11 protein-coding genes and 1 pseudogene are annotated in these 14918 nt (G+C 52.4%); 5 read left to right on the top strand and 7 right to left on the bottom strand.

All coding sequences use genetic code 11. The features are described from left to right. The first annotated feature begins 512 nt into the window (after positions 1-512). Both KTH_RS00370 and KTH_RS00375 read left to right on the top strand, forming a co-directional pair. Positions 513-1721, top strand: coding sequence for a macrolide family glycosyltransferase (locus KTH_RS00370; RefSeq protein ID WP_111326860.1), 1209 nt, complete (start codon positions 513-515; stop codon positions 1719-1721). Positions 1722-1920: 199 nt separating this feature from the next. Continuing rightward, positions 1921-2922 (top strand): acyltransferase domain-containing protein, encoded by a 1002-nt coding sequence (locus KTH_RS00375; RefSeq protein ID WP_111326862.1) that lies wholly within the window; start codon positions 1921-1923, stop codon positions 2920-2922. 164 nt (positions 2923-3086) lie between these two features. On the opposite strand, the gene KTH_RS00380 is transcribed toward KTH_RS00375, so the two are convergent. Then, positions 3087-3299, bottom strand: coding sequence for a hypothetical protein (locus tag KTH_RS00380; RefSeq protein ID WP_146505474.1), 213 nt, complete (start codon positions 3297-3299; stop codon positions 3087-3089). 453 nt (positions 3300-3752) lie between these two features. On the opposite strand from KTH_RS00380, the gene KTH_RS00385 reads away from it, so the two are divergent. Then, a complete protein-coding gene (locus KTH_RS00385) occupies positions 3753-4115 on the top strand; it encodes a cupin domain-containing protein (protein ID WP_111326866.1) in 363 nt (120 codons plus the stop codon). Positions 4116-4506: 391 nt separating this feature from the next. Here the strand turns inward: KTH_RS00385 and KTH_RS00390 are convergent, their stop codons facing one another. The 3 genes from KTH_RS00390 to KTH_RS00400 all read right to left on the bottom strand — a co-directional run bounded on the left by KTH_RS00390 (position 4507) and on the right by KTH_RS00400 (position 7623). Further along, positions 4507-5706: an RNA-guided endonuclease InsQ/TnpB family protein gene (locus tag KTH_RS00390; protein WP_137686056.1), complete on the bottom strand. Its 1200-nt coding sequence runs from the start codon at positions 5704-5706 to the stop codon at positions 4507-4509. A gap of 38 nt (positions 5707-5744) precedes the next feature. Continuing rightward, positions 5745-6836 (bottom strand): FAD-dependent monooxygenase, encoded by a 1092-nt coding sequence (locus KTH_RS00395; RefSeq protein WP_111326952.1) that lies wholly within the window; start codon positions 6834-6836, stop codon positions 5745-5747. 139 nt (positions 6837-6975) lie between these two features. Beyond that, positions 6976-7623: a TetR/AcrR family transcriptional regulator C-terminal domain-containing protein gene (locus KTH_RS00400; RefSeq protein ID WP_111326954.1), complete on the bottom strand. Its 648-nt coding sequence runs from the start codon at positions 7621-7623 to the stop codon at positions 6976-6978. A gap of 596 nt (positions 7624-8219) precedes the next feature. On the opposite strand from KTH_RS00400, the gene KTH_RS00405 reads away from it, so the two are divergent. After that, positions 8220-9416 (top strand): RNA-guided endonuclease InsQ/TnpB family protein, encoded by a 1197-nt coding sequence (locus tag KTH_RS00405; protein ID WP_137686055.1) that lies wholly within the window; start codon positions 8220-8222, stop codon positions 9414-9416. Positions 9417-9460: 44 nt separating this feature from the next. Here KTH_RS00405 and KTH_RS00410 read toward each other — a convergent pair. Continuing rightward, positions 9461-9832 (bottom strand): annotated as a pseudogene (locus KTH_RS00410) (SDR family oxidoreductase); the annotation flags it as partial. 220 nt (positions 9833-10052) lie between these two features. Between KTH_RS00410 and KTH_RS00415 the strand changes: the two are divergent. After that, on the top strand, positions 10053-10211 hold the full coding sequence (locus tag KTH_RS00415) for a hypothetical protein (protein ID WP_170142374.1): 159 nt from the start codon (positions 10053-10055) through the stop codon (positions 10209-10211). Between the two features lie 181 nt (positions 10212-10392). Here the strand turns inward: KTH_RS00415 and KTH_RS00420 are convergent, their stop codons facing one another. Both KTH_RS00420 and KTH_RS00425 read right to left on the bottom strand, forming a co-directional pair. Beyond that, positions 10393-13524, bottom strand: coding sequence for a lantibiotic dehydratase (locus KTH_RS00420; RefSeq protein ID WP_497615759.1), 3132 nt, complete (start codon positions 13522-13524; stop codon positions 10393-10395). Between the two features lie 40 nt (positions 13525-13564). After that, positions 13565-14911, bottom strand: coding sequence for a lanthionine synthetase C family protein (locus tag KTH_RS00425; RefSeq protein WP_497615761.1), 1347 nt, complete (start codon positions 14909-14911; stop codon positions 13565-13567). Between the last annotated feature and the right edge of the window lie 7 nt (positions 14912-14918).

A 14918-nucleotide genomic window follows, 5' to 3' on the forward strand; every position in this document is an offset into this window, starting at 1 on the left:
CATCACTTCGCAAATAAACAGCAGAGCCTATCAGTGGGTCCCTTGATAGGCTCTCTTCTTTTTCAAAGTCTCTCCAGAAATGTTGCATTCCCACAGGATTACATATGGTATACTACCTTCTAAGAGCTTATTCTAAGCTATCATGGAACTAACAAGAATACTTGAAAATGCATCATCTCTGTATACAAGGAGGAAAAGAATACCGGCCCCTGGTTTTATCCCCCAGAAACAACCAATCAGTCAATCTCGAAGGGTGCACCCATTGCCGTTGCTTTACTGGTTAGCTCGACACAAAGAGGTGGGCCATTGAGGCGAGAATAAAACATACAGGCACACTGCGATCCGATACGCAAGAAGACCAGATGCTACAGCTCCTATCTCAAGATAAACGAAAACACGCATGCTAATCACTTGCCTGATACTATACATATAGATAGGGAGAGAGTTCGTATTGCAAGTTGCTTCTTGAGAAGAACCTGTATGCCTCTTTATATAGGAGGGATCTGAAGCTCATGGGAACTATCGTCTTTCTCGGCTCTCCTGCTTTCGGGCATGTGAATCCCACACTTCCACTGGCACAGGAGTTAGTCCAACGGGGAGAACAGATAATCTACTACAACCACGAAGAATTTCGCCGGCCTATCGAGCAAACCGGCTCTATGTTCTATGCGTATCCCGAGACCGAAATCAGCGCCACAAGCATTGGAGCCGCACTCCGGGGAGGCAATCTTGCGAACCTCGGGAGCCTGCTCCTGGCCGCAACGGAAAATCTGCTCCCTTATTTGCTCGACCACCTTCCACGTCACCGGCCTGATCTGATAATTTTCGACTCAATGGCACTATGGGGAAAAATGGTCGCAACTCTGTTAAACCTGAGAGCGGCATCTTCAATCAGTCACTTTGTCTATGATCCAAGCCATCTTATGAGTGAGGGTGCGCATTCCATGCGCTATCTCTGGCAAATCCTCCCACAGCTCCCTTCTGTGTTTATCATGCGCTCACGCCTCATCAGGAAATATCGAAGAGCATTTCCAAAGGAACGACCACTGCTACCATTACGCGGCAGCTTGAATCTTGTGTTCACGCTACGCGCTTTACAGCCGAAAACAACACTTATTGATGAGACGTTTCGTTTCGTTGGCCCTTCTATCAACCCGCAAATCAGAAGTGATGCTTTCTTCCTGCCCACTGAGAGGAAGAGTCCAATTGTCTATATTTCCCTGGGAACAATCCATACAAGACAGATGGAATTCTATCAGCGCTGTTTTGCGGCCTTTGGCGATTATCCCGCGCAATTTATCCTTTCAACGGGAAACGGGACTGCCATTGAGAAGCTTGGAGCTATTCCGTCAAACTTCATTGTGCGTTCTACTGTTCCACAACTGAAAGTGCTTGAACAAACCAATATATTTATCACACATGGTGGCATGAATAGTATTCACGAGGGGTTGTATTATGGAGTACCACTCATTCTTGTTCCCTATCAGTTAGAACAGCGGCTCAATGCACGAATCATCGTCAAACAGGGAGCGGGCCTTCTTGTCGAGCGAGCGGCTGGTGAGCCACCCTCAATTGATAATTTGCGTCGGGCGTTGGATGCCATCTTTTCTGATCCACGCTATCAGAAAGCAGCGAGAAGGCTTCAGCAGCTCTTCCAGGAGACAGGAGGCTATCAACAGGCAGCAGATGAAGTACAATCCTACTATATGCAAAGGGGCTGAAGCGTAATGCTGATAAGCTATTGAACGCTCTTAATAAAGAATATACTTTCAGGAGTTTCTCCCATCGAGGCTTCTTAGCTGGCTTCAAGCGCTCATCTGTTCTCTCTACACTACAGGCCAGTTGATAAAAAAACTGTGGAACTCAAGCACCTGCTTATCTCAATTGCTACTATCATAGCTATCTCTGGAAGGAGAAATAATGTCCCTACAACAATTGACGGCCACCGAAGTGAGCAAGCGACTCGGACTGCATGATGACTTCTTTCCCTGGCTCAAAGAACTGGAGGCATTAGAGCAAACAGGCTCGACCTTTGCACTCCCCGCGATTGGTGAACGAGACGAACTGTTGGCACGCCTCCACATAGAGCCCGAAGACGCCGCTGAGATCATCAGTGCATGGCCTCAGCCGACTCTACCTCCAGAATGGTGGTGGCTACTGCAACGGTGTCATCAACAGCTTGTCGCACAGATAGATACTCCAACATTATCACTCCCCTCGTGGCAACCACTCCCATCACATCTGGGAGCGATGGGCAGACTTTTCTACGTCTATGTATTTCTTGCCACGCTTCCTACCATACGACAATGGCACCGGGAACGTGGCATACCCGATGAAATATCCTGGGCAACGCTTGCTGACCTCGGCGAAAATATTGCTATCTACCGCCGCATGGTCGGAGAAACATCTTTGAACACGCCTCAATGGCCCATGCGCCACTTTAGTGGAACACTCTATCGCCTCGGGCGGCTCCAATTTGAGCGCACCTACTTTCTCGGGGAGACAAACCCAACAGTCTCCAATGTCGATCTTCAGCCATCGGCTCTTTCTGTCCATATCCCTGAATCGGGGGGCTCATTGGAACCATCAGCCTGTGATCAATCGTTTGAGCAGGCTCGCAGGTTCTTTGCGCGCCATTTCCCGGAAGAAACATACCATATCGCACAATGTTCATCCTGGCTTCTCGATCCACAGCTTGCAGACTATTTACCGCCCACGTCGCATATCATCCGCTTTCAACAGCGGTTTCACCTGCTTCCAGATGGGATCACCGATGACCAGAACATTATGAGATATGTCTTCAGGCGTATCGCTCCTGCACTTGACGAACTGCCTCAGCGCACGACACTGCAACAGGCAATCGTCAGGCACATACGTGCAGGAAAGCACTGGCAGATTCGGACTGGCTGGCTCAAGCTGTAGCCTTATAAAAGGCTTTCAAGTGTTGCGTTTAAACCGAAGAAGGAAGGATGGCTTCTTACCGGATAAGAGCAAATAAGGAGGAAGCAGACTTCCTTCTCAGTATTCACCCCTCATCTCTCCCCGTCACCTGAACTCCCTTACTTATGGCAGAGCCCCCGAAAGGTTCACCTGAACGACTCCACGACAGTTTCTGTATAGAATACCTGAACACTCTGCGGGTCCAGATAGCTGGAGAAGCGTTTTCCGGCTGGAGTCGTCTGAAATACTGCTACGGCTGCTTTGGCATCCTCCACAGATTCCCAGGAAAGCAGATCCAGCCATTCCCCGGTTATCGCCTGACTAACCGTCCTGTTGATAAAGCCTGTCTGTGTCTTCAACAAAGTGGTTGTCTCATCGACGGCAGCCAGAAATCCTCACAGGCTACCTCTGGTTGTACACGAAACAGAACAAGTTCAAGGGCCGTACTGTTTTTTTCTCTCAGTTCAGCTTGATTTTGTGACCAATGAAAGCTATCAGCAGACCAGGGTCAGATAGGGTCAACCCTCCATAGATCTTCACCCAACATCAGTGAGTTACCCCGGCAGATAAACCGCATTACAGTATCGCGAAGGCATGCAGCTCGTCCGGGATATCCTGATGAATACCTGAAAGGCTCTGCTTCACAGGGAAGACTATACTGAAAAAAAGATCGCTGGAGCAAGGTTCTTTGAAGCTCGCCTCTTTTCCGCCTCTTTCTCAACTGGGACCTGTTCCATACCCCATCGTACAGCGTCCTTCCTTATTCTGGCAGAGAAAGTGATCTCTCATTGCTGCCTGGAAAGGTTTGCCATATGGCAACAATACAGAAGAAGCATTTCAGCAAACCCGATGAAACCCGGACCCTGCCGAAAACCAGAATTGAAGTTCTCAACGTCGGCGACAACACGATTATGAAGACCACCTTTGAGCCGGGCTGGAGATGGTCGGAACATGTGAAGCCTACCGTTGGCACGTCCAGTTGTCAGATACCACACCTTAGCTACACCATTTCCGGTCACCTCAAGCTTCAGATGGAGGACGGAACACAGGAAGAAATAGGCCCGGGTGATATCGCTGACATTCCTCCCGGACATGATGCCTGGGTTATTGGGGACGATCCATATGTTGGTATAGACTTTACAGGAGGCCGCACCTACGGACAAAAAGCCACCTGAGAAGATGAGAAGAAAGGCGGAGCACAGCCTATTCTTCCACTGCAAGGATCTACGCCTCTGCTCAGTGGCCCCCAGGCAGAGCGTAGTCCTTGCAAATCAGCAGTTGAGCCGGAGTGCTCATCTCTCAAATGGTGATGGTTGTCCATCGCCAGACTATACCAGAATCGCAAGCTGCCTTATGAGCGTCCGCTTTCGTAGTTCTTGAGCGTAATAGCGTTGGCAGCCTGTAGAGTATCCTGCATCATTTTGCCGGAAAGCAGACCTGTGCCCATGTCTTCGGCACAAAATCCTTGACAGCTCCGGCAAACTTTTGATTCTTTACTACATAGTCACGCATCACATGTTCATAACTGTTGACACTCCCCAGGCCAGAAGGGCGGGGATTCTTCCTTCATCCAGCCTGCTTGCGCGGCGCCGCAGTGCGACGACGCGTAGCGGCAGGCTGTCCAGAAGCGTTCGACGTTCCTTGCGGAGCGTCGGTTCCCGTCTGCCCGACGGTACCCTGTAGCGCTTTGTGCAAGATATTCAAGGCGGCGTTGTGATCGCGATCGAGGAGCAGCCCACAGCCAGGACACAGATGCGTACGCATACTCAAGCTCTTTTTCACCCGTTGTCCACAACGAGAACAGTTCTGAGTCGTAAAGGCCGGTTCCACCCCGATCACCGGAACACGATGCAGCGTGCCATAATACCTGACCCAGGAGAGGAAGCGACCCCACGCCGCATCAGCGATACTCTTGGCCAGATGGCGGTTCTTGACCAGGTGACGGATCTGCAAGGCTTCGTAGGCAATCAGGTCGTGAGACGAGATGAGCGCGTTCGCCTGCTTTCTGGCGAAGTCCTCGCGCTGCCGCTGTACCTTGAGATACCCTTTGCTAAGAGCTTGACGGGCTTTGCGCCGATTGCGACTGCGTTTCTGGGTCCTGGAGAGCCGACGATGCAGCCGCTTGAGCCGTCGTTCCGCTTTGCGCAAATACCGGGGAGGAGCCACGGCGTTGCCTTCGGAGTCGGTGAAGAAGGCACGCAGCCCCAGATCAATGCCCACCTGCTTGCCTGAGGGCTGATGCTCAACGCGTCGCGTGGCCGACACCGCAAACTGACAAGAATACCCATCAGCCCGCCGGAGCAGCCGTACCCGCTTGATCTGTGAGAGGGGAAAGGTCATGATATCGCGCGAGCCGATGAGGCGCAGCCGGCCAATGCCACAGCCATCTGTGAAGCGAATATGAATGCCATCGGCCTCCAGCTTCCAGCCAGTGGTCTTGTCCTCGACACTGCGACAATCGCGCTGGAACTGAGGAGAGCCCTTCTTGCCGGGTGTCTTGAGGCGACAGTTCTCGTAGAAACGGGCGATGGCAGCCCACGCCCGATCAGCGGCAGCTTGCCGGGCCTGTGAGTTGAGAGAGAGCGCAAAAGGGAACTGTCTGGCCAGCACAGCGCAAGAGTGCTGCAGATCATTCCTGGAGACGCCACGTGCATCCATCCAGAGGCGCAGGCACGTGTTGCGAATGAACTGGGTGGTGCGGATGGCTTCCTCGATGGCGGCGAATTGCGCCTTCGACCCATCCAGCTTGTATTCGTAGATCAGCATCCCTTGCTCCTTGTTCGTCCTCACTGTCTTCGCATATCCTAACACAACGATTGTCTTCTGTCAAGCGAAGGGGGACGTCCTGCTGCTGCTGGCTTCCTGCGCCATCTATCCCCTTGGCTGAAGCCAGGGGCCTTCTGCCGCTTTCTGGTAAACGCTGTAGTGTAATCTCCTGATGCCAGCGCCAGCTCTCCTGCCAGAACATAGGCACCAATCAACGCCAGACTCGTTCCCTGACCGGACGCCGGTGACGGACAGTACGCCGCATCTCCTAGCAACGCGATTCGGCCTGCCGACCAACGATCCATATGGATCTGACTTACCGAATCGAAGTAGAAGTCTGGCGCATCCCAGACATCCTTGAGCAAACGCGGAATCTGCCATCCATCACCTGAGAAAAAAGATGTCAGCAGCCCTTTTTGTTGCTCGATATTGCGATAATCATGACTGAGCGGCGGCGAACTGAAGAAGAAAAAGCTCATTGCCTTGCTGCGATCCTGTGCGCTGAAAAGGCTCACAAATTTGCCCGGAGCATAGTAATATAGTTCCTGGCGATCGAGATCAAGAAAGTTTGGTGCCGTAAAGATGGAAATATACGCCCCCAGATTGTGCAGAAAACGCGACTCGTCCCCGAAGACAAGGCGACGAACATTGGAGTGTATTCCATCGGCCCCTATGACCAGATCAAAGACGCGAGGCTTTCCCCGCTCAAAGGTTACAGCGACGCCATTCTGACCCTCCGTAATGGAGGTAATGGAATCGTTGAAAAGGTACTCAACATCGGAACGTGTACGCTCATAGATGATGCGGGACAGATCCGTACGCATAACCTCATCATCCTGTTCCTGCCGCGAATTAAAGAATTCAGCGGACATACTGACTACCGCCTTCCCGTTTCTATCGACGAAAGTTCCCTCTTTCATACCAGTACTAACCTGCCGAATATCAGCCAGTATCCCCATACGCTCAACAACCTCAACTGCTTTCCCGCGAATATCCAGCTTGTAGCCACCTTCCCGAAGTGCAGGTGTTCTCTCTACCACAGTCGGACGAAAGCCATAGCGAGTTAGCCAGTAGGCCAGCGCTGGCCCAGCAATGCTTGCTCCAGAAATGAGAATATTCTCATTGTCCATTTTTTGCCCCTTCAAAATTTACAAAATGACAACGATATGTACAAATATCTGCACATACTACTTAGAGTTTGCATATTCTGTATTCCCCTTCGCATATCAGGGAAATACAGACATTATTCAAGGAGATCGAAAGGCATGCTTATTTTTCGGGAGGAAGAAGCCCCTGAAGGAGAGCCCGCAACCCAAAATCAAACTCCTGATCTGGATCCCAACGTGAAAAATCAGAGACTGATGCGTGCAGGTGAGGATAGCGCTTTGCCGGAAGACGTCCCCATCTCTCAGCAGTATCATCTTCCTCTGAAGTGGAGGGCGCAATAATCTCCGTTACATCAAAAAATGTATGGCCGACAATAAAACCGGCAAAGCTATTCACTGCATACAACGCCTGTTCGCCTGTGACATTCGCACGATGGAGCGTCGCGACAAGCCGTTCGAGAATCGCAAGCGCAGGCTCCGTTCGGAGCTGACGCGTTGCCACCAACGGAAGCGCCCGAGGATGAGCCCGGAGTACATCCCGGTAAGCATGCGCGAAATCCCAGAGTTCCACATATGGAGAAACATTCGGTCGCTCCGGATAAGTTGCCTGTAAGAGAAGCATTTCAATCACTCCATCAAGTAGATCCTCTTTATTCTTGATGTGATTATAGAGCGACATGGCCTCCACCCCCAGAGCAGCTCCCAACTTACGCATATTCAGCCCCTCTAATCCATCTCTGTCTATCAATTGAAGTGCTGCTTCCAGCACCGCCTTTCGGGTTAAAGACCGTTCCCTCTCCGCCTTCGCCATAATTATCACCTCTGTTTACTTACTTAGTATGTTTACTAAGTAAGTATAGCGAAAGCAAGAAACAAATGTCAAGAGGAAAGGGCCATTCTCTTCAGCTCCCTTTCAAATCGTATGCCTCTCTACCGCGAAAAGCCCCGTGTCGACGCACGCTTGAAGCAACAAAAAGCGAGCATGCAGCAAGACGAAGAAATTTCTCTGGCTTTTCTGTCATGCTCGACCTAAAACATCGAATCAACGATGGCTCATCAACATTCAGTAGAAGAGCCACACGCCTCATATGGTGCTATTTTCGTCGAATGGGGCAAGTCCCTCTAAGGAAAAAGCGTTTGTCCTTGCATATCCCCTTCAACGCATTCAACATAAGCGCGTGCCACTTCGCTTACAGGCGTTCCTTCTGAGCTATCAAGTCCCAGTCGCATTAACGTTTCCTTTACCCAACCAGGGCTTACCAAAAAGCGGCAGAAGGCCGCTGGCTTCAGCCAGGGGGATGGATGGCGCAGGAAGCCAGCAGAGGCAGAACGTTCCCCTTCGCTTGACAGAAGACAATCATTGTGTTAGGATACGCGAAGACAGTGAGGACGAACAAGGAGCAAGGGATGCTGATCTATGAATACAAGCTCGAGGGGTCGAAAGCACAATTCGCCGCCATCGAGGAAGCTATCCGCACCACCCAGTTCATTCGCAACACGTGCCTGCGCCTCTGGATGGATGCACGTGGCGTCTCCAGGAATGACCTGCAGCGGTATTGCGCTGTGCTGGCCAGACAGTTCCCTTTTGCGCTCTCCCTCAACTCTCAGGCCCGGCAAGCTGCCGCTGACCGAGCGTGGGCTGCCATCTCCCGTTTCTACGAGCACTGTCGCCTCAAGATACCCGGCAAGAAGGGCTATCCTCAGTTCCAGCGTGATTGTCGCAGTGTCGAGGACAAGCAGACGGGCTGGAAGCTGGAGGCCGATGGCATTCATATTCGCTTCACAGATGGCTGCGGCATTGGCCGGCTGCGCCTCATCGGCTCGCGCGATATCCTGACCTTTCCCCTCTCACAGATCAAGCGGGTACGACTGCTCCGGCGGGCTGATGGGTATTATTGCCAATTCGCGGTGGCGGCCACTCGACGCGTTGAGCATCAGCCCTCTGGCAAGCAGGTAGGCATTGATCTGGGGCTGCGTGCCTTCTTCACTGACTCCGAAGGCAACACCGTGGCTCCTCCTCAGTATCTCCGCAAAGCGGAACGGCGGCTCAAGCGGCTGCATCGTCGGCTCTCGAAGACGCAGAAGCGCTCCGCCAATCGCAAGAAAGCCCGTCAAGCCCTTAGCAAAGCGTATCTCAAGGTGCAACGGCAGCGCGAGGATTTCGCCAGAAAGCAGGCGAACGCGCTTGTCTCGTCTCACGACGTGATTGCCTACGAAGCCTTGCAGATCCGCCATCTCGTCAAGAACCGTCATCTGGCCAAGAGCATTTCTGATGCGGCGTGGGGGCGCTTCCTCTGGTGGGTGAGATACTATGGCACGCTGCATCAGGTTCCGGTGATCGGGGTGGAACCGGCCTACACCAGTCAGGACTGTTCTCGTTGTGGACAACGGGTGAAAAAGAGCTTGAGCGTGCGTACGCATCTGTGTCCTGGCTGTGGGCTGCTCCTGGATCGGGACCACAACGCCGCTTTGAATATCTTGCAGAAGGCTCTACAGGGTACCGTCGGGCAGACGGGAACCGACGAGGGTGTCTCGTCGAACGCTTCTGGACAGCCTGCCGCTACGCGTCGTCGCTCTGCGACGACGCGCAAGCAGGCTGGATGAAGGAAGAATCCCCGCCCTTCTGGCCTGGGGAGTGTCAACACATTGACCCGAATGCCCCTCGGTAGTTCCGGTGCTACATTGCGCACAAACCCTTCAAGGCCCGCATTCACAAGCCCGCCCATCGCGCTTCCTATCATAGGTTCCCTGAAGACACCACTGGTTAGCGTGATCGAACCACCATCACGCAGATAGCGCACAGCACGCAGAAAAAGCGCGATCTGCCCTAACAACTTTCCATTCAGGCTTTGTTCAACGGCCTCATCCGATAAGGACTCAAGCGGCGTGAGCGCTCCTCTGGCAGCTACACAGACAACCGCATCGATATCATGAATAGTATTGAAGAGAGCATCAATGGATGCTCGATCATATATGTCTACTTTGATAGAGCCACTGCGTGACAGGAGGGATCCCATCATACAGCTCTTCTACTATGCTATATTTTCTTTACCTGGCGCGCCAGAAGACAGGGGCCTTCTGGCAAGGGAATGCATGGCGCAGGAGTCCATCAGAAGGAGGGAGGCTACTCCTCTTGACAGTACACATCCATTTTGCTCTGATATGACAAGCATTTGAGAATAAAACAGGGGCAAGAGATTCTGACCTTCGAATCCAAGCACAATAGCCCGAAGGTAGTCTATGACCGGGGCCGTTCAAAAGATCCAGCAGTACAGCCAATATACCCATCAGGCGTACGAGAATCAGCGCCAGATCAGTAACACCGTAGACACGGAACGCATGACCTTCGCTATCAATCAGTATCTCGTTATCCAGTGTCCCCCTATTCTCCGCTTGTAGAATGCGATCGGTGCGTAAGATTCCATCACAGACATCAGGTAACCGGGGCATGGGCTGTTCACCAAAGGCAAGCAATGTCCAATGCGGGCCCCCTGAAGAGCAGAAACAACGTACTCGGTAATTTCGGCATAGGCGAATAGAGGAACAGACGGCCTATCGGAGCTTCTTTCTCCACTGATTATCAGGATGGACGAGCTGCGATGCTTTCCAGGGCCAGACGCCAGAATGCAAGCACTTTTTGCTCATCAGTCGAATCGATCCCGAGAAGGCGATTGATATGCATATGAACCAGGCTTCCCGCTATATCTTTCTGGTTTCCCCAGAGCTGTTGGCGACTTTCCAGAGTTCGAATAGAATGGGCAACCTGGTGTATCTCAGCCTGATAGGTCAGGACAGCCTGCTGTATTGGCTCACGCATCGGGTGTATCAGCCTCCAGGGGACGAGCAGCTCGCTGAGTTCCTTTTGATGGGTACGGAACTCTTCCTGAAAGGCCTCCGGGACTGTGGTTCGTAGCCACTGGAGCCGGTCATCAAAGGTGAACCCCCAGGTGTCAAACAGGAAGTCAAGCGAACTGACCGCAAGCAGCAGGGGGTCAAGCCGAATGTGCTTGAGCGAGGCTGAGCGCAATAGATGACGGCACAGGTCACTATCAAGCGTAAAGAAGCGCTCTATCTGCTCGATTGCAAGCGGCCCACCATAGCGCTCGATCTCGCGGCTGTACGTGTTCAGCGTTACCTGCTCTAGAATCTCTTTTTCAGCTAATGAGCCGCTCCATTCCAGGGCGTACTGCAACAGGCGCCCCTGGACATCTGCATTGCAAGCATGAAGCCGAAGACGAAGGTGCTGCTCGGGATCTCTGTAACGAACGTAGAACCAGCGATCTATGAATGCAGATTGTCGGAGTGAGTGAACAAAAGCGAAGAGCGTATCAGCAATAAACTCGTTCTGTTGGGACAATGGGAGATAGAGGTGCAGATACACCCAATCATTGCCAGGCAGGATGTTCCGCTCGCGAGCAGAAATGATCGCCGGAGGAGATGGTATACCTTCTTGCGTCACACGCTGTTGCGTCGAGGTGCCTGCATGAGAGCGCAAAGAGACAGGAACAACGATTTCAGAGACGTACGTATGCTTCTCCTCGTCCTGTAACCAGAGATGTTCAAAGTCAGGGTACATCTCTTCAAGCTGGATGCTCTGGGTGGGATCGGTTTTCTGCAATTCAGTACGCAGTTCGGCAACGGTGAGCGCGTTTTCCAGATCAAGCAATAAACGCTGATCTCCATTCACCAGATAGGTATAACGGGGCACATCCCAGGCTGCACGCCAGGCCTGAAGAGCTTCAAAAAAGGAGGCTGCCGGGTCCGTTGGAATGCTCTCCCTACGAAGTAGCCAGCGAGCCGGTCGCAAAACAATCTTGTCTTCATAGACCAGACGAGGAAGGAAAGGGAGATGTTCGGCTGCCCCCCAGTCAAACGGAACCGGCAGTGCAGATCGATCCTCAGACACTTCGATCAGAAAACGGCAGACATTCGGCGCCTTTCGGATGTTGAGCATGCTCGTGTGGCAGACAATCACCTCTTTCTTCAAACGGAGCGAACGCAGATAGAAACGGCCCTGCCGGATCCCAACCACCAGATCATCAAGCTGAATCACGCGCTCAGGAGGCACGGAGGGCATGGTATTGACCGTGATCTCGTATGAGAAAAGCGTTGGATGCACTACAACATTAGCAGAACGCGGATAGAGCGGACGATAACTCAGCTCAGCAAAGAGAATATCCGGGTGCTCATCTTCCTGTCTTTGAATGTATTGCTGAAGCCGCGCGAGATCATCATGCTCATAGAGATGCATAAATCGTCCAAACGTTCGCCCTCCGCTTAATGAGCCGGTATTGGGCGCTAGAACTGCTCGCCATTGACCATAGTCAAGCGCCTCATAAGATGAGGCATGCACCTGCAAATAGACCTCCTGCGATGGAGGATACGAAGGAGTTGCAGAGAGCTGAAGTTGTTCCACAAGCGCTTCGGTGAGCCTGACTTCTCTTTTTCTTTCTCGGAGTGCTGTGGCAGCCAGCTCACATAGTAGAGCATCACGGCGGATGGTAGACTCTGGAGTACTTGCCCCAGCAGAACCGAGTATACCTGGAGGCTCCATATAGGTGGCAGGAGCATCAAGGCCTTTTTCCGGGCTGAGAAGCTCTAGAAGAGGGACTTCTGTATAATGGCCATAGCGTTCAGCGAACTTCCTGTGATACTCTCGCAAGTGAGGATATCCATCCTGATAGAGGCTCAGGCGGGTGAGCAGTTCGGCTGTTTTGGCTGCTACTTGAGCAATATCCTGGTGAAGTTGCTTTGTATGCAGTTGAAGCCGCATATCTACCTGCATAGTCGGTGAGATCTGGCGCGGCAGAAGCCTATGTTGCTTATCACTGAGAGAGTACAGTTTATCCAGTGAGCAACCCGGACCCTCTCGATCGATATCGGCCATTGCCTGCAATATCTTTTCTAATGCGTTCGCAATGTCACGAAGCCGGGAAGATGGTAGAGCCTGCAAACGCTCAAGAACGATACTGGCAGGATACATCTGCGAGAGGGGAAGCTGAAGTGTGCTGATAAGGATATGGTTGTGCACGACACTCTGAAGCAGCATCTCAATTTGCTGCTGTGACGCCTGAGGAAAGGCTTCCTGCATTTTTTGGACAAGCTCAGATAGAAGCCGAGGAGTTCGAGCAAGCTGATGGAGGTGCTTGACCACAGGGGTAGCACGCACGCTGAGCGACGCCCGTTGAGATTGCTCATAGATATCGGGATAAGGCACAACGAGCCGGCTCCCGGCAAAATAGAGCGTTTGGTTCGCCTGATATGGGATGACTTCCTGACTGACCGGCAGCGTTTCAATAAAGGAGAGCAAGGCATAAAGCCAATACATGTCAGGGCGCGTGTGCGTCTTATGCCTGTGAGATGCGGCCAGCCGAACATTACTCTGATCCGCAAACGTATCAAATGCGATTCCCGCAAAGAGGCCGAATGGCGTGGGGCGCGTGGAGAGGCGAATGAGGTAGCGAAGCAGGCGGGAGAACGCGCGCTGCATCTTCTGTGGTTTAGTCGTTTGCCCGCTTCGGATGAGCTCCAGGCGTTCAAAAAGCGAGGGGCTGGCAACATATAAGGCATGCCTGATAACGGGATGCTCAGCAAGTTGAAGCAATGCCTCGGGAGATGAAGCAGAGATCACCTGAAAAAAGGTATGGGCAGGCAAAAGAGGTGCTCTGAGAAGGTAGAAACCTGCTGCCTGGTAAGGCTGTTCCATTGACATGTTCGTCCTCCGTGATAACGCGGCCATAGCAAGAATTCCTCTATACGATCAGAAAAGCGCGAGCCCATGAGGGAAACTGTCCAGTAGCAACAGTCAGCAACGTGAGCAGAATGCCACTCATGCCGGTTAGCAGAGAGGGGTCATCATATGTGTTGCCGTCCCGATCAATATTCTGATACGCAAAGGGAAGCTCCGGTTGAAAGGTATCAAGCAGGTGTTGAGTAAGCTGAAGCAGAGCCTGCGTTTGTGAAAGCGTTGCTCCTTCAGCGACAAAACAGCTTCCGAGCAGAAGCAGACCGCTTATTCCATGACAGAGGATCGGAGCACTGATAAAACGATGAGACGGAGGACGATGCAGGACAGTATCCATCGCATCCCGGGCAAAGGTTTGCAGATGATTGTCCTCAAGCGCAATTCCTGTGAGCCAGAGAGCACGCGCAATCCCTGGAGCTCCATAACACCAGGCTGCACGTGCTGGTTTTTCAATAGACCCGGGATCGAAAGCGGAAACCTCTGATAGTGGGAGCGCAACGGGCCAGTTCATTCCCCAGGTGTCGCGGCAGTGATAGGCGAGCAGCCACTGAGCCAGATGGTTCATTGCCTCTTGCTGTCCTGGCCGTCGAAACCCTGCTGCCCAGGCGAGAGAAAGCGCGGTGAGTGGCCCTGCTATTCCATGCGCATACCCACAGTTGATATAGCCCTGCGCAAATGTATCCCGGTATGTGGAAGGGTCCGCTGTAAAAAATGGCGGTGTGATAGACCAACGCGGAAGATCCGACGGTTCGGCAAGCCAGATGAGATACTCTAGCAGCTTAGTGATGATCTCACTAAGCTGCTCAGAGGGATTCGGCACCGAGACAAGGTATGCCAGAATGCCCGCTGCTCCGCGAACAATGTCGTAGTCCGCTTCAGCAACGCCGAATGTGTCTCGTTTCCATGTTCTTTCCTGTACTTGAAGCAGGAGTTTCTCTTGAACGCGCTGGACGGTTCGAGCATAACGAGGCTCTACATCACAAAGAGTAGAAATGGTAAAAGCAAGACCAGCCGTACCATCACAAAGGCCAGAGGATGAAAGTGGCTCATGACGGGTGCAGGCCACCGCCTGGGAAAAGTAGCGATGCGCCAGCTCAAGCCACTGGCTTTCTTGAAAAATCGAGAAGAGCGTATATGCCGTCAGGGAGATCCCACTTAACCCCCAGGCAAGCGAAGGGGCCTTCTGAGTAGACCCCTTGAGCAGTGCTTCCTGGACCTTCTCTCTTTCTTGCAGCCGTTCAGCCAGTTCATGAACCACATCGAGCGTTTTTTGTCGCATGGAAGAGTGAAGAAGCGGCTCACTCTTCCAACGACTCTCTGTAAGCAAGGTTGAAGCCACGGGAAATGTGGGCATTTCAGTC

It is taken from the genome of Thermosporothrix sp. COM3 (assembly GCF_059696735.1).

Coding starts and splice junctions, on each gene's coding strand:
- KTH_RS00370 (WP_111326860.1), top strand. CDS start 513: ATGGGAACTATCGTCTTTCTCGGCTCTCCTGCTTTCGGGCATGTGAAT.
- KTH_RS00375 (WP_111326862.1), top strand. CDS start 1,921: ATGTCCCTACAACAATTGACGGCCACCGAAGTGAGCAAGCGACTCGGA.
- KTH_RS00385 (WP_111326866.1), top strand. CDS start 3,753: ATGGCAACAATACAGAAGAAGCATTTCAGCAAACCCGATGAAACCCGG.
- KTH_RS00390 (WP_137686056.1), bottom strand. CDS start 5,706: ATGCTGATCTACGAATACAAGCTGGATGGGTCGAAGGCGCAATTCGCC.
- KTH_RS00395 (WP_111326952.1), bottom strand. CDS start 6,836: ATGGACAATGAGAATATTCTCATTTCTGGAGCAAGCATTGCTGGGCCA.
- KTH_RS00400 (WP_111326954.1), bottom strand. CDS start 7,623: ATGGCGAAGGCGGAGAGGGAACGGTCTTTAACCCGAAAGGCGGTGCTG.
- KTH_RS00405 (WP_137686055.1), top strand. CDS start 8,220: ATGCTGATCTATGAATACAAGCTCGAGGGGTCGAAAGCACAATTCGCC.
- KTH_RS00415 (WP_170142374.1), top strand. CDS start 10,053: ATGACCGGGGCCGTTCAAAAGATCCAGCAGTACAGCCAATATACCCAT.
- KTH_RS00420 (WP_497615759.1), bottom strand. CDS start 13,524: ATGTCAATGGAACAGCCTTACCAGGCAGCAGGTTTCTACCTTCTCAGA.
- KTH_RS00425 (WP_497615761.1), bottom strand. CDS start 14,911: ATGCCCACATTTCCCGTGGCTTCAACCTTGCTTACAGAGAGTCGTTGG.